Source organism: Vibrio sp. SCSIO 43097 (assembly GCF_023650755.1).
In the GTDB taxonomy this organism is placed as follows: domain Bacteria; phylum Pseudomonadota; class Gammaproteobacteria; order Enterobacterales; family Vibrionaceae; genus Vibrio; species Vibrio alginolyticus.
Window position 1 is genome coordinate 2,644,598 of sequence record NZ_CP071840.1, and the last position, 26,018, is coordinate 2,670,615.

Genomic DNA, 26,018 nt, shown 5'->3' on the forward strand with positions numbered 1-26,018 from the left:
ATGGCGATTGAACTTGATCTGCAACTGGCAGTCGAAAATGAAGAAGGTCTGCCTTCGCAGCAAGATTTCCAATTGTGGCTAGATAAGACAATTCCTCTCTTCCAGCCACAAGCCGAAGTCACCATTCGTATTGTTGATGAACAAGAAAGTCATACGCTCAATCATGAGTATCGCGGCAAAGATAAACCAACTAATGTGTTGTCGTTTCCATTTGAAGCACCTCCTGGTATGGAAATAGATTTACTTGGTGATTTGATTATTTGCCGCCAAGTTGTTGAAAAAGAGGCGGTTGAACAGAGCAAGCCTCTGCTAGCACATTGGGCGCATATGGTTGTACATGGCAGCTTGCATCTGCTAGGTTATGATCATATAGAGGATGACGAAGCCGAAGAGATGGAGTCCCTCGAAACCGAAATCATGCAAGGTATGGGTTATGAAGATCCTTACATTGCTGAAAAAGAGTAGCTATTGGCCACTCGACAGGGAAAGGCGAACCACCTAAATGACTCTCGTGTTCGCCTCTCTATGTGTGCTATCACACTTCTGATAGCGTTACTTAATTGAGAAACAATGAACGAAGATAATTCTCCCTCTTCTAACGAAGATAAGAAAGAAAAGGCAGAAGGTCCGAGTAGAAAGTCCTTCTTTGAACGTCTAGGTCAACTATTTCAGGGCGAACCAAAAGATCGCCAAGAGCTTGTGGATGTTATCCGCGACTCTGAAGTTAACGACCTGATTGACCATGACACTCGCGATATGCTCGAAGGTGTTATGGAAATCTCCGAAATGCGTGTGCGTGACATTATGATCCCGCGTTCGCAAATGGTTACAGTTGAGCGTACTCACGACCTTGATACCTTGGTTGCTTTGATTACCGATGCTCAACACTCTCGCTACCCTGTGATCAGCGAAGATAAAGACCATGTGGAAGGCATACTTCTAGCGAAGGACTTACTTAAATACTTAGGCTCAGGCAGTAATCCATTTGATATCGAAGAAGTCATTCGACCAGCGGTTGTGGTACCGGAAAGTAAACGCGTTGATCGACTGCTGAAAGAATTCCGTGAAGAACGTTATCATATGGCCATTGTTGTCGATGAATTCGGTGGTGTTTCTGGTCTTGTGACCATTGAAGATATCCTTGAGGAAATCGTCGGGGATATTGAAGATGAATTCGATGAAAGTGAAGAGACGGACATTCGTAAGCTGAGCAAGCATACGTTTGCTGTCAGAGCGCTGACAACCATCGAAGAGTTTAATGAGACATTCGGAACCAACTTCAGCGATGAGGAAGTTGATACCGTTGGTGGTATGGTCATGACTGCCTTTGGTCACTTACCTTCTCGTGGTGAACTGGTTGAAATTGAAGGCTACAACTTCAAAGTCACCGCTGCCGATAACCGTCGTGTCATTCAACTCCAAGTGACGATCCCAGACGAAGAAACCCTGGTTGAAGCCACTCAAGAGTAACGCGATACCCATTGGGAATCTCAGAAAATTACAATGATGAATGAACTCTTTCATCGCCTTAAGCGGCCCTTAGTGGCCGCTTTTGTTGGCGCCTCTACTACACTCGCTTTCGCTCCTTACCAGCTGTGGCCTATTGCCATTCTTAGCCCTGCAATTCTACTGATTCTTCTTGCTAACCAAACTCCGAAACGCGCACTATGGATTGGTTATGCTTGGGGGTTAGGTCAATTTGCAACTGGCGTTAGCTGGGTTTACGTCAGTATCTCCGGTTTTGGCGGTATGCCGCTCATTGCCAATTTATTTTTAATGGGCTTACTTGTTGCCTACTTGGCTGTTTATTCAGGCTTATTTGCTTGGCTCAACAACAAGCTGTTTCCTCAATTTACGCTCACAAAAGCACTTCTCGCTGCACCTGCTTTATGGCTGATAAGTGATTGGTTGCGTGGTTGGGTGATGACCGGCTTCCCTTGGTTATGGCTAGGCTATAGCCAGATAGATGCTCCACTCGCAAGCTTTGCACCAATTGGCGGCGTAGAACTGCTTACTCTATTTATCCTTATCAGCGCAGGGGCGTTAGCCTATGCATGGATTCATAAGCAGTGGCTGATGGTGATTATCCCTGCGGTACTACTCAGTACTGGCTTTGGGATTCGCAACTACGATTGGGTAACACCCCGACCAGAAGACACGACTAAGCTCGCGCTGATTCAAGGTAACGTAGACCAGAACCTAAAGTGGCTACCAAGTCAACGCTGGCCAACCATAATGAAATATGCTGACTTAACTCGTGAAAACTGGGATGCTGACATTATCGTTTGGCCAGAAGCAGCAATTCCTGCTTTTGAAATTGAAGTGCCTTCATTTTTGAGCAATATCGACAGCGCTGCAAAAATGAATAACAGCGCAATCATCACCGGTGTCGTCAACCAAGCTGAAGATCGACAGTTCTACAACAGTATTCTGTCCCTCGGCATCACACCATACGGTGACTACAGCTTCGATTTAAGCGAACGTTACCATAAGCATCACCTACTACCGTTTGGTGAGTTTGTACCATTTGAAGATATTTTGCGCCCATTAGCGCCATTCTTTAACCTACCGATGTCATCGTTTAGCCGTGGGGCTTTTGTGCAGCCAAACATCGTTGCGAATGGCATGCACATGGCACCAGCGCTTTGCTATGAGATCATCTTTAATGAGCAAGTGCGTCAAAATGTGACTGACGAAACAGACTTCATTCTAACGCTTTCAAACGATGCATGGTTTGGTCACTCTATCGGCCCTCTTCAGCATATGGAGATCGCCCGTATGCGTGCCTTAGAGTTGGGCAAACCGCTCATCCGCTCGACTAACAATGGATTAACAGCGGTAACCGATCACAAGGGTAAAATCGTTGAGCAAGTTCCGCAGTTTGAAACTGCAGTACTGCGCGCAGAGCTCACCCCAACCGATGGGAAAACGCCATATCGAATCGTTGGTACTTGGCCATTGTATATTTGGGTAGGGTTAAGTTTAGCGCTGGCTTTCGGTTTAAGAAGAAAACAGAGCTGATAACAGCTTGAAAGTAGAAAAGACAAAAAAGAGGCGACTAAGCCTCTTTTTTATTCATTGCATTATACAGTCGTTACTCGCCATTTATGGCTTTAATGACTGACGAGTAAAGCCTTTGTGACCACACTTAATACACGGAATGATTACTGTTGGGTGGTTATACGTTGTCTTGTGACCACACTCATCACAAACTAAAGTGCCTAAGCCTATCACCTCTCCTGCTTCATATAGCCCTTGATGCTCTAAGTCATCGAACAACTCAACCCACTCAACTTTAGTTCGGTCTGTAATCTCTAACAGCCCTTGCCATATCGAATCCGCAATCGTTAAGTAAAACGGACCGCTTTTGCTATCCTCGTAACTCTCTGAAAACTCTTTTAAGTCTGCTTTAAGGTACGCTTTGATTAAAGCCAATTCATCTTTGGTCAAGTCATTAGCAGCATCCACCACTTTGCCCGACGTCTCAATCGCTTTGTTAACTTCTTCCGGACTGTGCTTCAAGGTTTCAATCACATCCTCGAGCATTTCCTCATAACCTGTTTTACGTTTAGGCATAACTGACCTCCATCTTTCTCCTACCTGCGTCACTTAAGGGCGCATGGGTACAGATTGGCTATTGTTGTGATCCCTAGCTTTAGGTATTCTATGACGATCTATTTAAGTCTGTTCTAACCGAACTCACAAATTCCAAGATAACGGATACCATCGATGCAAGAACAATACAACCCACAAGATATTGAACAAAAAGTTCAAAAGCACTGGGATGACAACAAAACCTTTGTTGTAAGTGAAGACCCAAATAAAGAAAAATTCTACTGTCTGTCCATGTTCCCATACCCAAGTGGTCGACTGCACATGGGTCACGTGCGCAACTACACTATCGGTGATGTAGTATCTCGTTTCCAACGCCTACAAGGCAAAAACGTGATGCAACCAATCGGTTGGGACGCATTCGGTCTACCTGCAGAAAACGCAGCAGTAAAAAACAAAACTGCGCCAGCACCTTGGACTTACGAAAACATCGAATACATGAAGAACCAACTTAAGCTTCTAGGCTTTGGTTACGATTGGAACCGTGAATTCGCAACATGTACACCGGAGTACTACCGCTGGGAACAAGAGTTCTTCACTAAACTTTACGAGAAAGGTTTAGTTTACAAAAAGACTTCTTCTGTTAACTGGTGTCCTAACGACCAAACTGTTCTTGCAAACGAGCAGGTTGAAGACGGTTGTTGCTGGCGTTGTGATACGCCTGTAGAGCAAAAAGAAATCCCTCAATGGTTCATCAAAATCACTGAGTACGCTCAAGAGCTACTAGACGACTTAGACAAGCTTGAAGGTTGGCCTGAAATGGTGAAAACCATGCAGCGCAACTGGATTGGTCGTTCTGAAGGTGTTGAACTGAAGTTTGAAGTTAAGGGTCAACAAGACCTAGAAGTTTACACAACACGTCCAGATACGCTAATGGGTGTGACTTACGTGGGTATCGCAGCCGGCCACCCTCTTGCAGCTCTTGCAGCAGAGAACAATCCAGAGCTTGCAGCGTTTATCGACGAATGTAAGAACAACAAGGTTGCAGAAGCTGAGCTAGCGACAATGGAGAAGAAAGGTATGGCAACTGGCCTTACTGCTATTCATCCATTGAACGGCCGCGAAGTACCAGTATACGTAGCAAACTTCGTTCTGATGGACTACGGTACAGGCGCGGTAATGGCTGTACCTGCGCACGACCAACGTGACTACGAGTTCGCAACGAAGTACGGTCTAGACATCGTGCCAGTTATCAAGCCTGCTGATGGCAGCGAGCTAGACATCTCTGAAGCAGCATACACTGAGAAAGGTGTACTGTTCGATTCAGGTGAATTCGATGGCCTAGAATTCCAAGCGGCATTCGACGCAATCGCAGCGAAGCTAGAAGCAGAGGGCAAAGGCACTAAGACTGTAAACTTCCGTCTACGCGACTGGGGTGTATCTCGTCAACGTTATTGGGGTGCGCCAATCCCAATGGTAACCACTGAAGACGGTGAAGTTCACCCAGTACCTGCTGACCAACTACCAGTGATTCTTCCAGAAGACGTAGTAATGGACGGCGTAACGAGCCCAATCAAAGCAGACAAAGAGTGGGCGAAGACAACCTTTAACGGCGAACCTGCTCTACGTGAGACAGATACGTTCGATACGTTCATGGAATCTTCTTGGTACTACGCGCGTTACTGTTCACCACAAGCGGACGACATCCTAGATCCAGAAAAAGCAAACTACTGGCTACCAGTAGACCAGTACATCGGCGGTATCGAGCACGCTTGTATGCACCTACTGTACTCACGCTTCTTCCACAAGTTGCTACGTGACGCGGGCTACGTAACGTCTGACGAACCGTTCAAGCAACTACTGTGTCAAGGCATGGTACTGGCTGATGCGTTCTACTTCGAGAACGAGAAAGGTGGTAAAGAGTGGGTAGCTCCAACAGACGTAGCCGTTGAACGTGATGGTAAAGGCCGCATTACTTCTGCTAAAGACACTGAAGGTCGTGATGTAACGCACTCAGGCATGATCAAGATGTCTAAGTCTAAGAACAACGGTATCGACCCTCAAGAAATGGTAGACAAGTACGGCGCTGACACAGTACGTCTATTCATGATGTTCGCGTCTCCAGCGGACATGACACTTGAATGGCAAGAGTCTGGCGTAGAAGGTGCGAACCGCTTCCTAAAACGTGTTTGGAAACTAGTGAAAGAGCACACAGCGAAAGGCGCAGCAGAAGCAGTAGATACCGCAGCGCTTTCTGGTGATCAAAAAGCACTTCGCCGTGACGTTCACAAGACTATCGCGAAAGTGACGGACGATATCGCTCGTCGTCAAACATTCAACACCGCGATCGCAGCGATCATGGAGCTGATGAACAAACTAGCGAAAGCGCCTCAAGAATCTGCGCAAGATCGTGCAATCCTTGACGAGGCACTGAAAGCTATTGTTGTCATGCTTTACCCTATCACTCCGCATATCTCATACGAGCTATGGGCAGCACTAGGTGAAACAGACATTGATAACGCGGCATGGCCGACGTTTGACGAAAAAGCGCTAGTTGAAGACGAAAAAACTATCGTTGTTCAAGTTAACGGTAAGCTACGTGCGAAGCTAACAGTCCCAGCTGATATCTCTAAAGACGATATCGAACAGCTTGGTCTAAACGACGAAAACGTGGTTAAGTTCACTGATGGCCTGACTATTCGTAAAGTTATTTACGTTCCAGGTAAACTGCTGAACATCGTTGCAAACTAATCGCAGCTGTCAATTTGTCTCTGTTTAGCGAACTTATTTGTTAACCAAGAGTCATTAAACAGGGTAGTTTTCTACCCTGTTTATTTACCTCAAACCATTCACATGAGTGGTTTAAGGTAAATAACCCCTTCAATTTAGGATGAATACAATCAATGCGCTTTTTCTCTTTGATTAAACTACCAGTGGTATTGGTATTAGCGGGGCTTCTTTCTGCCTGTGGTTTTCACCTTCGCGGCGAGTATTCCGTACCGGAAGAGCTGCACACTATGTCTTTCTCCAGCTACGATGAATACAGTGAATTAACTCGCTATGTTCGCTCTCAACTCGAACTGAACAAAGTTGAACTTGTTCAACCATCATCGACGGTACCCAACCTTCATTTGACGGAAGCGACAATCGATGAGCGTACACTATCGCTTTATCAAAATAGCCGTGCAGCAGAAAAAGAGCTGACATACGTAGTAAAATACCGTGTGACAATTCCTGGCTATGGTTCTAAAAACTTTACGACAACAGTAAACCGCAACTACCTAGACAACCCGTTGACCGCACTTGCAAAATCTGTTGAGCGTGACGTAATTGAAGACGAGATGCGCTTGCAAGCTGCAAAACAGATGATGCGCCAGTTGGGCCGTATTCGTGCCGAATATGAAGCAGGACAAATCTCTGAGCCAGCGAACAAAAACTCTTAGTCACTATGCGAATTTATGCCGATAAGCTAACGGATCATTTAACTAAACAAATTAAACAGGTTTACTTAATCTTTGGTAATGAGCCGTTACTGATTCAAGAAAGCCGCCAAGCAATCCAAAAGGCAGCGTTTCAGCAAGGTTTTGAGGAAAAACACCGTTTTTCGGTGGATGCTAGCATCGACTGGAACCAAGTTTACGACTGTTTCCAAGCGATGAGCCTGTTTTCAAACCGTCAATTGATTGAGCTTGAAATTCCTGAAAGTGGCGTAACAACCGCCGTCAGCAAAGAGCTGCAAACACTGTGTGATATGCTTCATGATGACATCATGCTCGTCATTGTTGGTAGCAAACTGACCAAAGCCCAAGAAAATGCGAAATGGTTCAAAGCATTAAGCTCAAAAGGCGATTGGGTAAGCTGCTTGTCGCCAGACCTTCAACGCCTACCTATGTTCATTCAGACACGTTGCCGCACGTTGGGACTAAAACCCGATCAGCAATCACTGCAAATGTTGGCTCAATGGCATGAAGGTAACCTATTTGCATTGACACAAAGCTTAGAGAAATTGGCCCTACTCTATCCGGATGGTGAGCTGACCATCATACGTTTAGAGGAAGCCCTAAGTCGCCATAATCACTTCACTACCTTTAACTGGATCGACGCCTTACTGGCAGGTAAAGCAAACCGTGCACAACGTATTCTTCGCCAACTTGAGGCGGAAGGGGTTGAGACCGTGATCTTGATTCGAAGTGTACAAAAAGAGTTGAGCCAACTTTTAAATATGCATCAAGACTTAACTCAAATGGGAATGAACCAGGTATTTGAGAAATATCGAGTTTGGCAAAACAAGCGTCCACTCTATAACGCAGCACTGGCCCGCTTATCAGCGAGTCGTATTTGTGCATTGCTCTCCTTATTGGCTCAAGCCGAGATAAAAGCCAAAACTCAATATGACGAGTCTGTATGGCCAACTATTCATCAGTTGAGCTTAGAAACCTGCTCTCCTGATATTAAGCTGGCAATTTAAAAATCAAAGCGTGATATAGTGCGCGACCTGTTTTGCAAGCAAGAATGTAAAACACTGTAGAGATAAGAGACAAACCGAGGAAAACCGAGTGCTTCGCGAAGAACTGAAAGACTTTTTAGCTGATAAAGCCGACGACATGAAAGCGGAAGACATTATCGTCCTAAATGTGGAAGATAAATCAAGCGTGACAGATTACATGATCATCTGTACTGGTACATCCAAACGCCACGTTTCATCCATCGCTGACCATGTTGCAACAGAAGTGAAAAAAGCCGGTCTTGAGCCACTAGGAATGGAAGGTGAAAACGAAGGTGAATGGGTAGTCCTAGATATGGGCGACGCCATGCTTCACGTGATGCAAGAAGAGCACCGCGAACTCTACCAGCTAGAAAAACTCTGGGGTTAATCTTTTGAAAATTCAACTAATTGCTGTTGGCACAAAAATGCCAAAATGGGTTGAGGAAGGCTTTCAAGAATATCGTCGCCGTTTCCCGCATGATATGCCGTTGGAGTTGATTGAAATCTCTGCTGGCAAGCGTGGTAAGAATGCCGATATCGCTCGCATCCTGCAAAAAGAAGGAGAAGCGATGCTCGCGGCGGTACCAAAAGGCAACCGTATCGTCACGTTAGATATCCCAGGTAAAAAATGGGACACTCCTCAACTCGCTGAGCAGTTAGAAGCTTGGAAATTAGATGGCCGTGATGTATCAATATTAATCGGCGGTCCCGAAGGACTCGCTCCTGCATGCAAAGCTGCAGCAGACCAAAGCTGGTCATTGTCTGCCTTAACGCTACCCCACCCTCTAGTGCGTATCGTAATGGCAGAAAGCTTATACCGAGCGTGGAGCATCACCGCTAACCACCCTTATCATCGCGAATAATCGTTGTTTAACTTTAGAGCCAAGCGTTAATGATTCGTAAACGCCGCAGTCAAATCCGAGATTATCAAGCCGAAGCGCGTCTGTTTGCCAGCCGCGCTATTGTTGCTTTTATCGGCATTGTTGTCTTGATGGGAGCTCTGGTTGCCAACATGTACAACATTCAGGTGAACCAGTTTCAAGACTATCAAACCCGCTCGAACGATAACCGCATCAAAGTAGTGCCTATCGCGCCTAACCGAGGTCTAATTTATGACCGAAATGGCGTTTTACTGGCAGAGAACCGTCCCGTCTTTAACTTAGAACTGACCCCAGAAAAAATTAAAGACATTGATGCAACCATCCAAGAATTACAAACTATTCTGGAAATTACACCAGACCAGATTGAACGTTTCCACCACGAGCGTAAACGGACTCGTCGATTTAAATCGGTCCCACTGCTTACCCAACTGAACGAAAAACAAGTAGCGGTATTCTCCGTCAATCAGTACCGCTTTCCAGGTGTGGAAATAAGTGCGACCTTAAAGCGCTACTACCCTTTCAGCGAAGTCTTAACCCACGTGATTGGTTACGTTTCTCGAATCAATGATCGCGACATGCAGCGCCTGATCCGAGAAGAAAAAGACGCAAACTATCAAGCCACTCGCGACATTGGTAAGCTGGGTATTGAAAAATACTACGAAGACCTCTTACACGGTACAGCCGGATATCAAGAAGTCGAGGTAAACAGCCGCGGCCGAGTAATTCGTACCTTAAAGTACGTTCCACCTGTACCCGGAAAAGACATCGTTTTAAACCTTGATATCAACTTGCAGTTGTACGTACACCAATTGTTGGACGGCCGCCGAGGCAGTGCTGTAGTAATCGATCCTAGAGACAACGGCGTACTGGCTATGGTTTCAAGCCCTAGCTACGATCCTAACTCGTTCGTGCACGGAATCTCAGGTAAAGACTATCGCGCCCTTTTGAACGATAAAAACCGTCCTTTGGTCAACCGCACTACACTTGGCATTTACCCTCCTGCGTCTACCATCAAACCATTTATGGCGGTAGCCGCGCTGCAAGAAGGTGTCGTCACACCTAACACCACACGAAATGACCCTGGTTATTGGCGCATACCAAACTCCAACACACGCCCGTTTCGTGACTGGTTGCGTTGGGGGCACGGGCGCGTCGATATCATTAAGTCGATCGAAGAGTCTGTTGATACCTTCTACTATCAAATCGCTTATGACATGGGTATTGACCGTATTTCGAATTGGATGATGATGTTCGGTTTTGGTGATTACACTGGCATTGATATCTACGAAGAAAGTAAGGCGAATATGCCGACTCGTGACTGGAAAATGTCTCGCCATAAAACCCCATGGTATAAAGGTGATACGATCCCTGTAGGTATCGGCCAAGGATATTGGACAGCAACACCAATGCAAATCGCCAAAGCGACCTCCGTATTAGTAAATGAGGGAGAAGTGATCGCACCTCACTTGCTCAAAGCGACGATAGAGAACGGCAACGACTTCGAAGAACAACAAACAACAGAATACGTGACTTACCCGCCAATCAAGAATGTACCGAAAAAGTACTGGGATATGGCGAAAGAAGGCATGCGTCGGGTAAACCATGGCACGCGCGGAACAGCTCGCCGCTCATTCTACAAAATGAATTATGAAACAGCGGGTAAATCAGGTACTGCACAGGTCTTCGGTCTGGGTGAAAACGAAGAATACAACGCCGATGAGATCGCCGAGCACTTACGTGACCATGCGTTATTTACTGGCTTTGCACCATTTGATGATCCTAAAGTGGTCGTCACTGTAGTACTAGAAAATGCCGGTGGTGGTTCTAGTAACGGTGCCCCAGTAGTAAGGAAAATTTTTGACCGAGTCGTTCTTGGTCCAGAAGAAATTGAGCCTGAAAACAATGCGAAGAAAGAGGTAAAACAGTAATGAAGATGGATCCCTCTACAGGTAAAAATCGCGCCCTGTTTGAACGCTTCCATATCGACTTACCACTCCTACTTGGCATACTGGCCCTGATGGGGTTTGGCCTGGTGATCATGTACAGCGCCAGTGGCCAAAGTTTACTGATGATGGATCGCCAAGCCATGCGAATGGTGCTTTCACTCGTTGTGATGCTCGTCCTTGCACAGCTTTCTCCACGAACTTACGAAAGCTTGGCACCTTTGATGTTCGTTGGTGGCGTTATACTGCTTTTCGGCGTGCTGTTTTTCGGTGAAGCATCGAAAGGCGCGCAGCGTTGGCTTAACCTCGGTTTTGTGCGCTTTCAACCGTCAGAGCTATTGAAGCTCGCAGTGCCATTAATGGTGGCTCGCTATGTCGGTAGACAGCCCCTTCCACCAACGCTAAAAACACTCATTGTTGCACTGATTATGGTCTGCTTACCAACCATTCTCATTGCAAAGCAGCCTGACTTAGGTACCTCGATCCTGATCGCCGCTTCCGGTATTTTTGTTATCTTCCTCGCCGGCATTAGCTGGAAAATCATCGCTGGTGCTGCGATTGCATTAGGTGGTTTCATTCCAATTCTGTGGTTTTTCTTGATGCGAGAGTATCAAAAAGTGCGAGTTCGTACTCTATTTAACCCGGAATCTGATCCGCTAGGAGCGGGCTACCACATTATTCAGAGTAAAATTGCGATTGGCTCCGGTGGTATTTCCGGCAAAGGTTGGTTGCAAGGTACGCAGTCACAACTAGAATTTCTTCCAGAACGACACACTGACTTTATCTTTGCAGTAATTGCTGAAGAATGGGGTATGATTGGCTTCCTTTGCCTTTTAGCCATCTATCTATTTATTATTGGACGAGGTTTATATCTCGCCAGCCAAGCGCAAACCGCATTTGGACGAATGATGGCAGGCAGTATTGTACTCAGCTTCTTCGTGTATATTTTTGTAAATATTGGCATGGTAAGTGGCATCCTACCTGTAGTAGGTGTACCGTTGCCACTCATCAGTTATGGCGGCACATCAATGGTAACCTTGATGGCTGGTTTTGGTATTCTGATGTCGATTCATACGCACCGAAAAGCATTCTCTAAGGCGACCTAGACATGCAAAAACGCGCTTTATATTCCTTGGTTTTCTCTGCTCTTATTTTGGCAGGCTGTTCATCAACTAGCCAAAAAGAACAAGAAGGCCGTTACGAACTCGAATCCGATGTTGCACCGGATACACCGCATTCAGTCGAACACATCGAGGATGCGCATCCTAAATATGAACCGTACAGCCTAGGTGGGAACAAAGATTACCACTTGCGAGGCAAAGACTACAAAATAGTTCGCAATGCGAAAGGCTTTAAAGAAAAAGGCCGCGCATCTTGGTATGGGAAAAAATTCCAAGGTCATTTGACTTCTAATGGCGAAATCTATGACATGTACTCAATGACGGCAGCGCATAAAACGCTACCGTTACCAAGTTACGTAAAAGTTACCAATACTGACAACGGCAAAACCACCATAGTACGAGTTAATGACCGAGGTCCTTTTCACGATGGCCGTATCATTGATTTAAGCTATGCCGCCGCGCACAAGTTAGATGTCATAAAAACAGGCACCGCGAACGTGGAAATTGAAGTGATCAGTATCAATCAGCCCACGGACAAAAAGTCATTAGAAGCGCACCCTAGGTACGTTATTCAAGTGGCATCATCAAAAAATGAAGAACGCGCGCGAACTTTAGGTACCGAGCTTGGTCAAAAATTGGATACAGAAACTTTCCTAGAGAGTGCGAAAGAGTCTTATCGCTTGTTGTTAGGGCCATTTACTGACTATTCCCTGACGCAAGCCACATTAGATAAAGTAAAGTTGCTCGGCTATTCGTCTGCATTTATTAAAAAACACAACACTGCCAAATGACCTCGTGTCATGAATTTCTCTTTGATCCCCCTCTTACATAACTAGGGATTCTGATAAGATGTCTGCAGTTAACCCAAAAATTTGAATTACCATGAATAAAAATAAGTTTGTGAAATCTATTCTCGTTTCTTCGGTTGCCCTTTCTGCAACTTTCGCTCAATCTGCTCTTGCATCACCTATCGTTGTTCCAGATGCCCCTCAAATCGCGGCGAAGGGCTACGTGCTGATGGATTACCATTCAGGTAAAGTACTGGCAGAGAAAGAGATGAACACAAAATTGTCTCCAGCTAGTCTGACTAAGATGATGACCAGCTATGTAATCGGCCAAGAGCTAGCGCGTGGTAATATCTCAGAAGATGATGATGTCACCATCAGTAAAAATGCGTGGGCGAAAAACTTCCCTGATTCATCAAAGATGTTCATTGAAGTAGGCACAACAGTTAAAGTACGTGACCTGAACCGAGGTATCATCGTCCAGTCAGGTAACGATGCCTGTGTTGCGATGGCAGAACATATTGCAGGTTCAGAAGATGCATTTGTTGACCTAATGAACGCTTGGGCCAACACATTGGGTATGACTAACTCGCACTTTGCCAACGTTCATGGCTTAGATAACGCAGAATTGTACTCAACACCATACGACATGGCACTGCTAGGTAAAGCACTTATCCGTGACGTACCAAATGAGTACCGAGTGTACTCAGAGAAGAAATTTACTTACAACGGCATCACCCAATACAACCGTAACGGTCTACTTTGGGATAAGAGCATGAACGTTGACGGCATCAAAACGGGTCACACAAGTAATGCGGGTTACAGCCTAGTAAGTTCAGCAACTGAAGGTCAAATGCGCTTGGTTGCGGTCGTTATGGGTACTAAAGATGCCAATGCTCGTAAGTCAGAAAGCAAAAAGCTGCTAAGCTACGGCTTCCGTTTCTTCGAAACAGTGGCACCGCACAAAGCAGGTGAAACGTTCGTAGAAGAAAAAGTGTGGATGGGTAACAAAGACACCGTAGCACTGGGTCTTGACCAAGATACTTACGTAACACTACCGCGTGGTGAAGCGAAAAACCTAAAAGCAAGCTTCGTCCTTGAAAAAGAGCTAGAAGCCCCAATTAATAAAGGTGATGTAGTTGGTAAGCTATACTATCAGATCGATGGTGAAGATATTGCCGAGTACCCACTAATGGCACTAGAAACCGTAGAGCAAGGTAGTCTATTTAGCCGCATGTGGGATTACATCGTATTGTTATTCAAGAGCTTCTTCTAAAAAGAACGTTAGAGTAGCAAACTTATTCGCAAAGCCGCCTGAATGGGCGGCTTTTTAAGTTTGAGCTCCTCGTCTTGAGTTCCCCCTAATTTGACTGTACTATTTCGCACCGCAACGAATATCTACTGGAGTTATCGATATGCTAACCATCAACTCTGATGCAAAATTAAAAGACCTGCTTGAGTTCCCTTGTTCATTTACTTACAAGGTAATGGGTCATGCAAAGCCTGAACTTCCAGAGCTTGTTCTTGAAGTTATTCAGCGCCATGCTCCAGGTGACTACAGCCCGACCGTTAAACCAAGTGCTAAGGGCAACTACCACTCTGTGTCAATCAACATTACTGCAACCTCTATCGAGCAGGTTGAGACACTGTACAAAGAGTTAGGTGAAATTGACATCGTACGCATGGTTCTATAATTTTTTGATATATTAAATTTTTTTTGAAAGCAGCCTTGGCTGCTTTCTTTTTATTTATCAAAGAGATAACGAGGCTTTACATCGCTTTCAGTTAAAAATCTGTTACGCAGCGGTAGAGCATCAGGGTTATCCGGTTTATAATCCAAAAACTTTATATATTAGCAACAGGAATTCCCATGCAACACCAACTTGTTGTAAAACGACTTGGCCGCCAAGACTATGAGCCTGTATGGAAGGCGATGCATGAGTTCACCGACCAACGCACAGAAGAAACCCGTGATGAAGTCTGGTTGGTAGAACATAACCCAGTATTTACGCAAGGACAGGCAGGTAAAGCTGAGCACTTGATTAACACTGGCGATATTCCTGTTGTACAAAGTGATCGCGGAGGCCAGGTTACGTATCATGGCCCTGGTCAGTTGGTCGCCTACTTCTTGATCAACCTACGCCGCAAAAAATTAGGTGTACGAGATCTCGTTACCACAATCGAGAACCTCGTGATCAACACGCTAAAAGCATACAATATTGACTCAGCCGCGCGACCTGACGCACCAGGTGTCTACGTTGCCGGTAAGAAAATATGCTCTCTCGGTTTACGCATTCGTAAAGGGTGCTCGTTTCATGGTTTAGCCTTGAACGTAAATATGGATTTAACACCGTTTCTGCGTATTAACCCTTGTGGTTATGAAGGTATGGAAATGGTTCAGGTCAGCCAATTTGGCGGCCCAGACAATGTAGAAGCCGTAGAAAAACAATTAATAGAAGAACTCGTTACTTTGCTCGATTATGAGCAAGTAGAATTCAGCACAGAAGCACCTTCTCAAGGTAATAAAGCATGAGCAAACCAATCCAGATGGAAAAAGGCGTTAAATATCGTGACGCCGATAAAATGGCATTGATTCCCGTAAAGAACATGCCTACAGAGCAGAAAGAAGTGCTACGTAAGCCTGATTGGATGAAGATCAAGCTACCAGCCGACAGCCAACGAATTCAAGACATCAAAGCGGCGATGCGTAAGAATAAACTTCACTCCGTATGTGAAGAAGCATCTTGCCCGAACCTAGCGGAATGTTTTAACCACGGTACAGCAACCTTCATGATCTTAGGTGCTATTTGTACTCGTCGTTGTCCTTTCTGTGACGTTGCTCATGGCCGCCCATTACCACCGGAAGCAGAAGAGCCTCAAAAACTGGCGAAAACCATTGCCGATATGAAGCTGAAATACGTAGTAATCACTTCTGTTGACCGTGACGATCTGCGTGACGGCGGTGCACAACACTTTGCCGATTGTAACCGCGAGATCCGTGCGTTAAACCCGCATATTAAGATTGAAACACTGGTTCCTGACTTCCGTGGTCGCATGGATGTAGCGCTTGATCTAATGAAAGACAATCCGCCAGATGTCTTCAACCACAACTTAGAAACCGCGCCACGTCTTTACCGTAAAGCTCGCCCAGGTGCGAACTACAAATGGTCACTTGAGCTCCTTAAGAAGTTCAAAGAGCAGCATCCAGATGTACCGACCAAGTCTGGTTTGATGATGGGTCTTGGTGAAACCAAAGAAGAAATCATCGAAGTACTGAAAGATCTACGCGCACACGGCGTAACGATGCTGACTCTAGGCCAGTATTTAGCGCCAAGCCGTCACCACTTGCCAGTAGAACGTTACGTTCCACCATCAGAGTTTGACGAGCTAAAAGAAGTTGCACTAGAACTTGGCTTCACGCATGCAGCGTGTGGTCCATTTGTTCGCTCTTCTTACCATGCCGATATGCAGGCTCAAGGTATCGAGATTAAGTAAGCTCTCGTTTGTTTTCAAAAGAAAGGTTGGCTCAGTGCCAACCTTTTTTGTATCTGTCAAATGATGATAAAAAGCCATTCTACCTCCGTCATTCTGAACAGCGAGGAACGAGCGTGATTCAGAATCTGTTTTCAGAATACTGATGATTTTTAGGGAAACGCTGAGTAAAAGAGTGTGCCTCAACAAGATTCCTGCTCTCGCCTAGGCTCGTCGGAATGACGCGGTTTGGATATATTGAAAGGGACAGTGTTGGTAGCCATCTCCTTATCACACACTCTTCGCTATATCTCATTCCAAACGCCAGACAAACAAAAAGGCCCTCAAATGAGGACCTTTAGTATATCAATGTTCAAAATAGACGAGTCGAGTTCTAGGAGAACACACGGAGTTTGCGCGAGCAAATGAGTATGTTCGACACCGAAGTCGACTCATTCTATGAAGAACAGTTAGGCATAAACCGGTAGACGCTTACAAATTTCTAGCACTTTCTGTTTTGTCGCTTCGATAACTTCTTCGTTGCCGATGTTATCTAGAACGTCACACATCCAGTTTGCTAGCTCTTTTGCATCTTCTTCAGTGAAGCCACGGCGAGTGATCGCTGGCGTACCTACACGAATACCAGACGTTACGAATGGGCTGCGTGGGTCATTTGGTACTGAGTTCTTGTTTACAGTGATGTTTGCTGCACCTAGTGCCGCGTCTGCGTCTTTACCAGTGATATCTTTGTCGATTAGGTCAACAAGGAACAAGTGGTTTTCTGTACCGTTAGATACGATTTTGTAGCCACGCTCTTGGAACTGACCAACCATTGCTTTTGCGTTTTTCACTACGCGAGCTTGATAAGCTTTGAACTCTGGCTCCATCGCTTCTTTGAACGCTACTGCTTTACCAGCGATAACGTGCATTAGAGGGCCACCTTGACCACCAGGGAACACTGCTGAGTTCAATTTCTTGTACATATCTTCGCCAGCATTTGACAAGATAAGACCACCGCGAGGACCTGCTAGTGTTTTGTGCGTCGTTGTTGTTACCACGTGAGCATGCGGTACTGGTGTTGGGTATTCACCGGCAGCGATAAGACCAGCTACGTGCGCCATATCAACAAATAAGTAAGCACCTGCTTTGTCAGCGATTTCACGCATGCGTTTCCAATCAACGATTTGCGAGTAAGCAGAGAAACCACCGATGATCATCTTAGGTTTGTGTTCAAGTGCTAGCTGTTCCATCTCGTCGTAGTTGATTTGACCAGCTTCATCGATACCGTAAGGGATAACGTTGTAGTGCTTACCAGAGAAGTTTACTGGTGAACCGTGAGTTAGGTGACCACCGTGCGCTAGGCTCATGCCTAAAACTGTATCGCCAGGGTTAAGAAGCGCCATGTAAACTGCGCTGTTTGCTTGAGAACCTGAGTGAGGCTGTACGTTAGCGTACTCACAACCAAATAGTTGGCATGCACGCTCAATTGCTAGTGCTTCAGCTTTATCTACGTACTCACAACCGCCGTAGTAACGCTTACCTGGGTAGCCTTCAGCGTATTTGTTCGTTAGCTGAGAACCTTGCGCTTCCATTACACGTGGGCTTGTGTAGTTTTCAGAAGCGATAAGTTCAATGTGTTCTTCCTGGCGAAGAGTTTCTTCCTGGATAGCTGCGAACAGTTCCGCATCGTAATCTGCGATGTTCATATCACGCTTAAGCATCTGTATCTCCTGACTCAGATTAGTACTGAAAGTTGCAAAAAAACTGTTGAATGACCCGACGCAAACGTTTTCGTCACCCTAATGGCGCGCATTCTACATAATTTGATTTAGGTCATAAAGAGAAATTTACAATTTTTCTCATGCAGTTTTTTCATGATGACAAGCAATGTTTATCATGCCAGCATTGCAATCGCATAACGACAATCTATTGCCTGTCAAATTTGTGCTTTACACCCTGTAAAACAGCAATTACATAGGTTTACCGTAAATTTTACCCTCTAGCTACCGAAAAGATCATCTTTTTACTACTATGCACGCCTTATTTATCACTAATGACTGCAACATTGATGGAAAAACACTCATTAAAAGAAGACTGGATAGCGATTCTCACGGGTACCTTTTTAGTAGCTCAAGGCGTTTTCTTTCTCCAATCCGCGAACCTTCTAACGGGAGGCACGACTGGATTGGCTCTGCTTATTAGCCAATTTACACCTTTTACCTTTGGTGTGCTGTACTTTTTAGCAAACAGTCCTTTTTACTTACTAGCATGGAAACGCTTCGGCCGTCATTTCGCCATTAATAGTGCCATTTCTGGCGCGTTGGTTTCTATCTTTGCCGATCATCTTTATTTGCTAATCTCGCTCGAATCGGTAAATGAAGTTTATTGCGCCGTCGCAGGCGGGCTTTTAATGGGGCTCGGTATGCTGATCCTATTCAGACATCGCTCCAGCTTAGGTGGCTTTAACGTGCTGTGTTTGTTTATCCAAGACAAATTTGGCATTTCAGTTGGCAAAAGCCAAATGGCAATCGATGCATGTATCCTGTTTGCTTCATTCTTCTTTGTCACACCAGAAGTGATTGGCCTTTCAATTTTGGGGGCGTTTGCACTCAATGTCGTGTTAGCGATGAACCACAAACCGCACCGCTATTCCGTGACCTACGGTTCATAAATTTTTGATAATGATTGAAGCGCGATTTATAAGATTTCGCGCTCCAATCGCTATATAATACTTCGCGATTTCCAAATAGATCGGTACGGTATGCGCGACTTTCTGCAACAAGCTAAACAGACTCACAGTTGTATTGCGATTGGAGAGCTGATCTATAACCCGAAGACACAGAGCCTTCATCAAGATGCTATCGCGATTGATCTTGAACCTCGCACCGTTGAATTATTAGAACTGCTGTTAACAAGCGTTGGCCACCCACTCTCTGCTGACACCATTATTGAAACCATTTGGCAGAGCAAGTTCATCTCTAAGAATGTGCTCACGAACCGCATTAGCACCTTACGTGCACTGCTACAGCAGTACTTACCCGAATACGATGCCGCTAAGCTTTTAGTCACTTACCCCCGCAAAGGCTACTTTCTTAACCCTGCCAATATTCGTTTAGTGCCACCAGCGAAAAGCCATCGACGCGTTATCCCAACTCAGGTTGCGAGGAATAAGAACTTCAAGCTGATTTTTGCTTATAGCTTGTGTGCCATACTTGCAGTTTGTAGCGTGACGCTCGCAAGCTTGTTATGGCAACGCCAAGAAATCTCAACACAACAAACACGTCATCAACTACTGATTCCCAAAGTCGAGCTACTACTCAACCGTGTCGATTCAATCGGCTCTCAGGCGCGAAAATACCGCATACTGGTCAAAGCCATCTTGCTGCAACAACAGGTCGAATATCCATACACCGACATCGCCAACCAAGATGCTCCCAGTTACTTTCTTGATCCTATCGGTCATACGCCATATTTCCCTGGCGCACGAAACATGCAGACCAGCGACTACGAGCTCAATATCGAGTTAAAAGACGGCGCAGAGCAAGGCATCTTGAAAGCGCAGATGAACCTTATTTATCCTGCGACGGGCAAGCTGGCGTTTCGCAATGAGTACACACTGCGTTTATCTGACCTACAATCGGATATTTTCCAAATGCACTCGGATGTCGCGCAATACTTCAATCTGCCTGCACCTTCGGCAAGTACGTGGCAGCTTTCGGATCTTCACAAAAAAATGTTATTCGAGAATGCCTTTTCTAGCCAACCTCTCCGACAATCTGATGAGTTTGCGGCTATAACAACGGCAAGACATCTCGCCTTATACGAGCACGAACATCAAAAGCTGGAAGCGTATTTAACTCAAGTACAATCGTCGTTTGATGTTTTGCCAGATGAGCTGAGCCTCTGGTTAGGTCTATTGCATTTCAAATTAGGTAACTTAGACAGGGCAAAAGCCCTGTTAACGACACCAGATGGCGACTCACGTATCCAAAACGCACTGATTTATACCTTTGTGTCTCACATTGCTTACAAGCAGAACAAACTTGAACAGTTCCGTCTCAACTACATGGAATCACTGGTGGCGCTGCTGCGCGTTTTACCTTCCGAAACCTTGTTTGAGCGTCTTTCTCAATCTGAATCAAAAGAGACTTGCCTCCAACCGTGGAAAACGTTGCATGTTAGTGTGACCGATCAAGAAATCATAAGCCGATGGAAAGCGCTCATTAACGAGTATTGCACTAATGTGGCCAACGAAATAACCACCAATAAAACAAAGACCTAAATATAAAATTAAGCTTTCGTTAACCCCTGTTAGCTTTTGTTTTTTGCCCTTTTTCTCTCGCTGAACTTAGCATGCTCGCATTCAAGCAACGGCCCAACATGAAGCGGCCTTATCAATCAGGAATGTAAACCATGCTAAACAAAATGACGCTTATCGCAGCAGCAACTCTGGCTCTTTACGGCTGTGGCGGAGGTTCGTCTTCTGGCAGTGCGAATCCAAACAAAGTGCCTCAAGAAAGTTTCGACGTCTCGATTCACAACTCAATCTTCGCTCCCACGCCAAGCACACAGCTAAACTACGCATTTAGCTTGGATGGCCAACCAGAAGGCGACATGAAACTGAGCTTCCAAGCGATGGATCGCGAGCAAATATTGGCAGCATTGGCACAAATCCCAAACAGCGAGGCAATGGTCCAGTTGGTTAATGACTTGGTGAACTACGGCGCCGAACAGTTCTACTATTCAGACGAGCAGTACAACGACGACGAAGAGAGCAATACGCTTTACTTTGCAGGATCAGATGGTGCACTCCATGAAATCACTGACGCTTATTTCATTGGTCATCAGTTTATTGCCATGCTTATGCACAGCAGTCCGATTTTCCGCCTAAACGGTGACGACGTAAAAGAGAAAAGCCCGAATATTGACATCGGTGAAGAAACTATGTCTCTGCAAACCACTCTTACAGGCTACGCAGTTCACAACCTTCTAGACCGTTTTGAAGATCATGAGTGGGTACAAAACCTTCCTATGACAGCATCTTGCCAAGTGGTTTGGCAACAGCAAATCCGAGAGACTGGTGTGCGTAAAGCGTTCTCGATCTCAGGCAAGAAAATTGAAGCGGCATACCTGATGGAAGAGAACATCTACAACCTAAACTGTGATGATATGGACTCAATGGAGTTCGCCACTTCGGCAGAACGTTGGTTTAATCCGAGCTTAGGTCTGATTGAACAAATTGAACTGCTGAAAGTACAAATCAACGAAGAGAAAGTGCAGCTAACAGCGATTGAAACAAAATAAGCTCGCATTTTTTAGAGATATCTCAATAAAAGAAGGCTTTGGGGAGCACACCAAAGCCTTCATCTCGAACATCAATCTTAGGGGTGATGACACCCGAGTTTATTCTTCTATCAATAAAATACGAGTTTCGTAAGGTCGTAACACTTGATGGTTTGACGCGACTGCGCTCGCTGAGTTTTGATAGTTAGATAGCAAGTTTTTCGCTTTACTCATATCAAAACGTTCTGGCAGAACGCATTCCACCTCTTCAGCATAGTAGTTATTGATACACAGCAGCGTTTGCTTATCGTTCTGACGAGCGTAAGCGAAAATACGTTTGTGCTCTGGCAGCAGGTCCTCGTAACGACCATCGGTGATCACTGGAACCTGTTTACGCAGTTCAATCAGACGCTTGTAAAAGTAGAACACCGAGTTTAAATCGGCAACCGCAGCTTCAGCATTGATTTCAGTGTAATTCTTCGCCACTTCAAGCCAAGGCGTGCCCTCAGTAAAGCCCGCGTGTTTTGCACTGTTCCATTGCATTGGTGTACGTGAGTTATCACGCGACTTCTGTGCCAAGATCGCCATCATATCGTCATGAGATACACCATCACGGTTGACCATGATGTCGTACATGTTAGTACTTTCAACATCACGATATTGGCTGATTTCGGTATAACCCGGGTTGGTCATGCCGATCTCTTCCCCCTGGTAAACATAAGGTGTGCCTTGCATCATGTGCACTGATGCCGCAAGCATCTTGGCAGATTCAACACGGTATTGCTCTTCGTTACCTAATCGGCTGACAACGCGTGGCTGGTCGTGGTTACACCAGAACAACGCCCCCCACCCTTTGCCATTTAAGCCGGTTTGCCAATGATTGAAGATCTGTTTTAACTGAATGAAATCAAACGGCGCTTTGGTCCATTTTTCACCATTTGGATAATCGACTTTCAGATGATGGAAGTTGAACACCATGGATAGCTCTTTGCCGTCTAGCGAAGAATATTGCTGGCAGTGCTCTAGCGTGGTGGAAGACATTTCACCCACCGTCACGCTGCCGTATTTTTGAAACACAGATTCGCTAATCTCTTGAAGGTATTCGTGCACACGTGGACCATCCGTGTAGAAACGACGACCATCACCAATATCGTCACTTGGAAAATCTTGCTGCTTGGAAATCAGGTTGATAACGTCGAGACGGAAACCATCCACTCCTTTTTCTGCCCAGAAGCTGATGACTTCTTTCACTTCTTCACGCACTACTGGGTTTTCCCAGTTTAAGTCCGCTTGCTCTTTAGCAAAAAGGTGCAAATAGTACTGGCCTGTTTTTTCATCCAGCGCCCAAGCGTTGCCACCAAACTTTGATTGCCAGTTGTTTGGTTCAGCACCATCTACCGGATCTTTCCAGATGTAGTAATCACGGTATGGGCTGTTTTTATCACCCAGTGCGGATTGGAACCACTTGTGTTCTGTCGACGTGTGGTTCACTACAATGTCCATGATGATACGAATGCCCAACTGATGCGCTTCTGCTAGCAAAGTATCGAAATCTTCCATAGTGCCGAACTGTGGATTGATCGAGTAGTAATCGGAGATGTCATAACCGTTGTCGATCATTGGCGATTGGTAAACCGGCGTCAGCCAAATCGCATCCACACCAAGATGCTTAAGATAATCCAGCTTAGAAATGATCCCTTTGATGTCGCCCGTGCCTTTACTGCCACTGTCACAAAAGCTTTTTGGGTAAATTTGATAGATGGTTGCGGTTTTCCACCAGCTCTCATCATGCTTGGTCATAGCCATTTCTAACACTCACTTACCAGTAATCGGAAACTTAAAATTTGAAAAGAAAAATAGGAGGAGGCAGCCAAGTCACTGCCTCAAATAGAATTACGCGTTTGCAGGCTCAAGCTCACCTTTGGCTTGTGCACGCTTATAAAGAATTAACGTTAATGCAGCAGGTACCAGCATTGCGACTAACATAGCCAAAGCAAAAATGCCCCAGAACTGCGGTTGGATAGACAAGATGCCCGGCAAACCGCCCACACCGATACCGTTCGCCATTACGCCCGCACTACCGCAAATAGCAGCAGCACACGCACTACCGATCATCGCGCTCAGCATTGGGAACTTGTATTTCAAGTTGATGCCGTACATCGCCGGTTCAGTCACGCCAAGGTAAGCAGAGATAGCCGCAGGCACTGAGATATCACGCTCGCCGTGTTTTTTACTGATGATAATGATGCCGACGACCGCAGACGCTTGAGCAATGTTTGAAAGTGCAATCAGAGGCCAAATTGGCGTACCGCCTAGCTCTTGCATCAGTTGAAGGTCTACCGCGTTGGTAGTGTGGTGAATACCAGTAATGACCAATGGCGCGTATAGGAAGCCGAAGATGGTTGAGCCAATCATTGCGAAGTCACCCGTCATGGCTGCTTTTGCTGCGAAAGCAACGCCGTCACCCAACATACGACCGAATGGACCAATGATAGAGTGCGCAAGAATCACAGACACAATGATTGAGACAAACGGCACGACCACTAGGTAAAGGTAAGACGGAATGATGCGTTTTAAGTTGGTTTCAATAAACGCCAGAGCCATACCAGCAAGCATTGCTGGAATCACTTGCGCCTGATAGCCCACTTTCTCGATGGCGAATAAGCCAAAGTCCCACACTTCAGGTACTTGCTTACCAATCAGGTAGGCGTTCATCAACTGCGGCGAAACCAATGTCACACCAAGCGTGATACCCAGAATCGGAGTACCGCCGAGCTTTTTCACTGTCGACCAACACACGCCAACCGGTAGGAAGAAGAAGATCGCCTCACCAATCAGCCATAAGAAAGAGTGTACCGTTGCCCAAAACTGGCTGATTTCCGTTAGCGTTTGACCATCAAACATCTTGATGTCGCCAATCACATTACGGAAACCAAGGATCAGACCACCAGTGATGATCGCTGGTAGCAGTGGTACAAAGATTTCTGCAAGGTGGGAAATACCACGCTCAACGATATTCATGTTTTGACGAGCAGCGTTCTTCGCTTCGTCTTTGCTGGCTTCACTTTTACCCGTCAGTCCGATCAGTACCTTGTAAACTTCATCCACTTCAGTACCGATAACCACTTGGAACTGGCCTGCGTTGGTAAAACAGCCCTTCACCATCGGTAATGCTTCTAACTGTTTCGTATCTGCTTTGTCCGTATCATTTAGAACAAAACGCAAGCGAGTTAAACAGTGACTTACACTGGCAATATTGTCCGGCCCCCCGACCAGCTCAATAAGACGCTCCACGTCTTTACGCGCAATCTTACTCATAACTTTGTCCACCCTGTATTGGATACATTCGATTCATCATTTTGTTTTTATAAATGGGAACATTCCCATTTCTTAATTTTAATATTGTCATTCGAAGACAAAAAACAAAATGGGAACAGTCCCATTAATTGAGAATGATCACAGTATAATTTTAGAGCAGATCGTTTTAGTGTGGATTAACAAACGATAGGCTGTTGAGTAAAGTGAACCACTTCCTCATCGCCATTTAATTGATTGATCAGCATGTTAGCGGACTTCTCACCTGCAAGGGTATAACCTGGGTCGACACTAAATACTTTAGGGAAAAGGAAAGAGAGCAATTCATTACCACCAACACCTGTCACAACCACGTCTTCACGTCCTAACTCTTGAAGACGCTTAATCACGCCCAACGCGATAGTGTCACTGGCGCACACGATGGCCTGAGTATCAGATTGAAGGACTTTGTCTACCAACTGATAAGCACTTTCATGGCTCAACTTACCCGTTTGGAAACAAGGTGCAATTTGCTTGCGTTGACACCAAGCTTTATAAGCATTTAGACGAGCTAAGCCAGTGGTTTTGTCTTCAGGGTCAACACCAATATAAGCAATGCGAGATAAAGATTGCTGCTCAAGGTGAGACAAAGCCATGTCTATCACACCTTGGTTATCGTAGTTGATCGAGGAAACCATTTGCGTGTCCATCGCGATCACGACGATACGATTACCCCACTCCGCCAATGCTCGCTCATCACATCCAGTAAAACCAAACACGATCACCCCATCGACGTTGCGACGTTTAAGCACATCCAAATGCTCATTGGTTTTATCGCGATCGAATTGGCTCTCCATGATCACCGCATCATAACTAGCGGAATACAAAGCATTGAGCATGGTACCAACGGCGCGATTTTCTGATGGTGAGTCTAAACGGGAGATGATAACCCCAATGACTTTTTGGCTGCCACCACGCATCGACTGCGCCGACTTTGATGGGACGTAGCCTGATTCACGAATGATTTGCTCTACCTTCTCACGCGTTTGCGGTTTTACCTTGGGATCGTTAGTAAGCACACGGCTTACTGTTGATTTGCCCACGCCTGCCAATTTTGCGATATCAAGAATGGTGAGTTTTTTGCTCATAAGTGTTCAGATTAAAAGAAGGAATCAAACAAAAGGGAAGCAGTGGCTTCCCTT

General features: G+C 45.5%; 23 protein-coding genes. 18 read left to right on the top strand and 5 right to left on the bottom strand.

The annotated features are described in order from the left end of the window. The 3 genes from ybeY (at position 1) to lnt (ending at position 3,021) form a co-directional block, all read left to right on the top strand. Positions 1-465, top strand: a complete 465-nt coding sequence (ybeY, locus tag J4N40_RS12870; protein WP_005373030.1) for an rRNA maturation RNase YbeY — start codon at positions 1-3, stop codon at positions 463-465. A gap of 105 nt (positions 466-570) precedes the next feature. Then, positions 571-1,470, top strand: a complete 900-nt coding sequence (corC, locus tag J4N40_RS12875; protein WP_005384118.1) for a CNNM family magnesium/cobalt transport protein CorC — start codon at positions 571-573, stop codon at positions 1,468-1,470. Between the two features lie 33 nt (positions 1,471-1,503). Then, positions 1,504-3,021, top strand: a complete 1,518-nt coding sequence (gene lnt / locus J4N40_RS12880; RefSeq protein WP_005384119.1) for an apolipoprotein N-acyltransferase — start codon at positions 1,504-1,506, stop codon at positions 3,019-3,021. An 84-nt stretch (positions 3,022-3,105) separates the two neighbouring features. Here the strand turns inward: lnt and J4N40_RS12885 are convergent, their stop codons facing one another. After that, positions 3,106-3,576, bottom strand: a complete 471-nt coding sequence (locus J4N40_RS12885; RefSeq protein WP_005373024.1) for a zinc ribbon-containing protein — start codon at positions 3,574-3,576, stop codon at positions 3,106-3,108. Positions 3,577-3,729: 153 nt separating this feature from the next. On the opposite strand from J4N40_RS12885, the gene leuS reads away from it, so the two are divergent. The 12 genes from leuS (at position 3,730) to lipA (ending at position 16,263) form a co-directional block, all read left to right on the top strand. Further along, complete coding sequence (gene leuS / locus J4N40_RS12890; RefSeq protein WP_005391313.1) at positions 3,730-6,303, top strand: leucine--tRNA ligase; 2,574 nt, start codon at positions 3,730-3,732, stop codon at positions 6,301-6,303. A 152-nt stretch (positions 6,304-6,455) separates the two neighbouring features. Continuing rightward, the gene (locus tag J4N40_RS12895; protein ID WP_005384122.1) at positions 6,456-6,995 is read left to right on the top strand and encodes an LPS-assembly lipoprotein LptE; all 540 of its coding nucleotides are present in this window, start codon (positions 6,456-6,458) and stop codon (positions 6,993-6,995) included. Positions 6,996-7,000: 5 nt separating this feature from the next. Then, complete coding sequence (holA, locus tag J4N40_RS12900; RefSeq protein WP_064369038.1) at positions 7,001-8,020, top strand: DNA polymerase III subunit delta; 1,020 nt, start codon at positions 7,001-7,003, stop codon at positions 8,018-8,020. 88 nt (positions 8,021-8,108) lie between these two features. Further along, on the top strand, positions 8,109-8,426 hold the full coding sequence (rsfS, locus tag J4N40_RS12905) for a ribosome silencing factor (protein WP_005373015.1): 318 nt from the start codon (positions 8,109-8,111) through the stop codon (positions 8,424-8,426). 4 nt (positions 8,427-8,430) lie between these two features. Continuing rightward, positions 8,431-8,901 carry a 23S rRNA (pseudouridine(1915)-N(3))-methyltransferase RlmH gene (gene rlmH, locus J4N40_RS12910; protein WP_017821762.1) on the top strand — a complete coding sequence of 157 codons (471 nt, stop codon included), beginning with the start codon at positions 8,431-8,433 and terminating at the stop codon, positions 8,899-8,901. Positions 8,902-8,930: 29 nt separating this feature from the next. Continuing rightward, positions 8,931-10,847, top strand: coding sequence for a penicillin-binding protein 2 (gene mrdA, locus J4N40_RS12915; protein WP_005384126.1), 1,917 nt, complete (start codon positions 8,931-8,933; stop codon positions 10,845-10,847). Further along, the gene (gene rodA, locus J4N40_RS12920) at positions 10,847-11,968 is read left to right on the top strand and encodes a rod shape-determining protein RodA (RefSeq protein WP_005373004.1); all 1,122 of its coding nucleotides are present in this window, start codon (positions 10,847-10,849) and stop codon (positions 11,966-11,968) included. The genes mrdA and rodA overlap by 1 nt, the downstream gene beginning before the upstream one ends. 2 nt (positions 11,969-11,970) lie before the next feature. Beyond that, positions 11,971-12,774, top strand: coding sequence for a septal ring lytic transglycosylase RlpA family protein (locus J4N40_RS12925; protein ID WP_250654275.1), 804 nt, complete (start codon positions 11,971-11,973; stop codon positions 12,772-12,774). A gap of 91 nt (positions 12,775-12,865) precedes the next feature. Next, positions 12,866-14,044 (top strand): serine hydrolase, encoded by a 1,179-nt coding sequence (locus J4N40_RS12930; protein WP_005384132.1) that lies wholly within the window; start codon positions 12,866-12,868, stop codon positions 14,042-14,044. A 139-nt stretch (positions 14,045-14,183) separates the two neighbouring features. Continuing rightward, entirely contained in the window at positions 14,184-14,462 is a 279-nt protein-coding gene (gene ybeD, locus J4N40_RS12935) for a DUF493 family protein YbeD (RefSeq protein WP_005384135.1), read from the top strand. A gap of 176 nt (positions 14,463-14,638) precedes the next feature. Next, entirely contained in the window at positions 14,639-15,301 is a 663-nt protein-coding gene (gene lipB / locus J4N40_RS12940) for a lipoyl(octanoyl) transferase LipB (protein ID WP_005384137.1), read from the top strand. Further along, positions 15,298-16,263: a lipoyl synthase gene (gene lipA, locus J4N40_RS12945; protein ID WP_005391329.1), complete on the top strand. Its 966-nt coding sequence runs from the start codon at positions 15,298-15,300 to the stop codon at positions 16,261-16,263. Before lipB ends, lipA begins: the two co-directional genes overlap by 4 nt. A gap of 446 nt (positions 16,264-16,709) precedes the next feature. Here lipA and glyA read toward each other — a convergent pair whose 3' ends face one another. After that, complete coding sequence (gene glyA / locus J4N40_RS12950) at positions 16,710-17,960, bottom strand: serine hydroxymethyltransferase (RefSeq protein ID WP_005381985.1); 1,251 nt, start codon at positions 17,958-17,960, stop codon at positions 16,710-16,712. Positions 17,961-18,307: 347 nt separating this feature from the next. On the opposite strand from glyA, the gene J4N40_RS12955 reads away from it, so the two are divergent. The 3 genes from J4N40_RS12955 to J4N40_RS12965 all read left to right on the top strand — a co-directional run bounded on the left by J4N40_RS12955 (position 18,308) and on the right by J4N40_RS12965 (position 21,543). Next, entirely contained in the window at positions 18,308-18,910 is a 603-nt protein-coding gene (locus J4N40_RS12955; protein ID WP_031780204.1) for a YitT family protein, read from the top strand. Positions 18,911-19,000: 90 nt separating this feature from the next. Continuing rightward, positions 19,001-20,521, top strand: a complete 1,521-nt coding sequence (locus J4N40_RS12960; RefSeq protein WP_250654276.1) for a winged helix-turn-helix domain-containing protein — start codon at positions 19,001-19,003, stop codon at positions 20,519-20,521. A 131-nt stretch (positions 20,522-20,652) separates the two neighbouring features. Continuing rightward, entirely contained in the window at positions 20,653-21,543 is an 891-nt protein-coding gene (locus J4N40_RS12965; protein ID WP_250654277.1) for a hypothetical protein, read from the top strand. 99 nt (positions 21,544-21,642) lie between these two features. Here the strand turns inward: J4N40_RS12965 and treC are convergent, their stop codons facing one another. The 3 genes from treC to treR form a co-directional block, all read right to left on the bottom strand. Continuing rightward, positions 21,643-23,328 (bottom strand): alpha,alpha-phosphotrehalase, encoded by a 1,686-nt coding sequence (gene treC, locus J4N40_RS12970; protein ID WP_086046562.1) that lies wholly within the window; start codon positions 23,326-23,328, stop codon positions 21,643-21,645. Between the two features lie 87 nt (positions 23,329-23,415). Beyond that, positions 23,416-24,840, bottom strand: a complete 1,425-nt coding sequence (gene treB, locus J4N40_RS12975; protein ID WP_005381959.1) for a PTS trehalose transporter subunit IIBC — start codon at positions 24,838-24,840, stop codon at positions 23,416-23,418. A gap of 176 nt (positions 24,841-25,016) precedes the next feature. Next, positions 25,017-25,964: a trehalose operon repressor TreR gene (gene treR, locus J4N40_RS12980; RefSeq protein WP_115385787.1), complete on the bottom strand. Its 948-nt coding sequence runs from the start codon at positions 25,962-25,964 to the stop codon at positions 25,017-25,019. Between the last annotated feature and the right edge of the window lie 54 nt (positions 25,965-26,018).

Bases quoted from the DNA above. Each gene is read 5' to 3' on its own strand.
- ybeY (WP_005373030.1), top strand. From the start codon at position 1: ATGGCGATTGAACTTGATCTGCAACTGGCAGTCGAAAATGAAGAAGGT.
- corC (WP_005384118.1), top strand. From the start codon at position 571: ATGAACGAAGATAATTCTCCCTCTTCTAACGAAGATAAGAAAGAAAAG.
- lnt (WP_005384119.1), top strand. From the start codon at position 1,504: ATGATGAATGAACTCTTTCATCGCCTTAAGCGGCCCTTAGTGGCCGCT.
- J4N40_RS12885 (WP_005373024.1), bottom strand. From the start codon at position 3,576: ATGCCTAAACGTAAAACAGGTTATGAGGAAATGCTCGAGGATGTGATT.
- leuS (WP_005391313.1), top strand. From the start codon at position 3,730: ATGCAAGAACAATACAACCCACAAGATATTGAACAAAAAGTTCAAAAG.
- J4N40_RS12895 (WP_005384122.1), top strand. From the start codon at position 6,456: ATGCGCTTTTTCTCTTTGATTAAACTACCAGTGGTATTGGTATTAGCG.
- holA (WP_064369038.1), top strand. From the start codon at position 7,001: ATGCGAATTTATGCCGATAAGCTAACGGATCATTTAACTAAACAAATT.
- mrdA (WP_005384126.1), top strand. From the start codon at position 8,931: ATGATTCGTAAACGCCGCAGTCAAATCCGAGATTATCAAGCCGAAGCG.
- rodA (WP_005373004.1), top strand. From the start codon at position 10,847: ATGAAGATGGATCCCTCTACAGGTAAAAATCGCGCCCTGTTTGAACGC.
- J4N40_RS12925 (WP_250654275.1), top strand. From the start codon at position 11,971: ATGCAAAAACGCGCTTTATATTCCTTGGTTTTCTCTGCTCTTATTTTG.
- J4N40_RS12930 (WP_005384132.1), top strand. From the start codon at position 12,866: ATGAATAAAAATAAGTTTGTGAAATCTATTCTCGTTTCTTCGGTTGCC.
- ybeD (WP_005384135.1), top strand. From the start codon at position 14,184: ATGCTAACCATCAACTCTGATGCAAAATTAAAAGACCTGCTTGAGTTC.
- lipB (WP_005384137.1), top strand. From the start codon at position 14,639: ATGCAACACCAACTTGTTGTAAAACGACTTGGCCGCCAAGACTATGAG.
- lipA (WP_005391329.1), top strand. From the start codon at position 15,298: ATGAGCAAACCAATCCAGATGGAAAAAGGCGTTAAATATCGTGACGCC.
- glyA (WP_005381985.1), bottom strand. From the start codon at position 17,960: ATGCTTAAGCGTGATATGAACATCGCAGATTACGATGCGGAACTGTTC.
- J4N40_RS12955 (WP_031780204.1), top strand. From the start codon at position 18,308: ATGGAAAAACACTCATTAAAAGAAGACTGGATAGCGATTCTCACGGGT.
- J4N40_RS12960 (WP_250654276.1), top strand. From the start codon at position 19,001: ATGCGCGACTTTCTGCAACAAGCTAAACAGACTCACAGTTGTATTGCG.
- J4N40_RS12965 (WP_250654277.1), top strand. From the start codon at position 20,653: ATGCTAAACAAAATGACGCTTATCGCAGCAGCAACTCTGGCTCTTTAC.
- treC (WP_086046562.1), bottom strand. From the start codon at position 23,328: ATGGCTATGACCAAGCATGATGAGAGCTGGTGGAAAACCGCAACCATC.
- treB (WP_005381959.1), bottom strand. From the start codon at position 24,840: ATGAGTAAGATTGCGCGTAAAGACGTGGAGCGTCTTATTGAGCTGGTC.
- treR (WP_115385787.1), bottom strand. From the start codon at position 25,964: ATGAGCAAAAAACTCACCATTCTTGATATCGCAAAATTGGCAGGCGTG.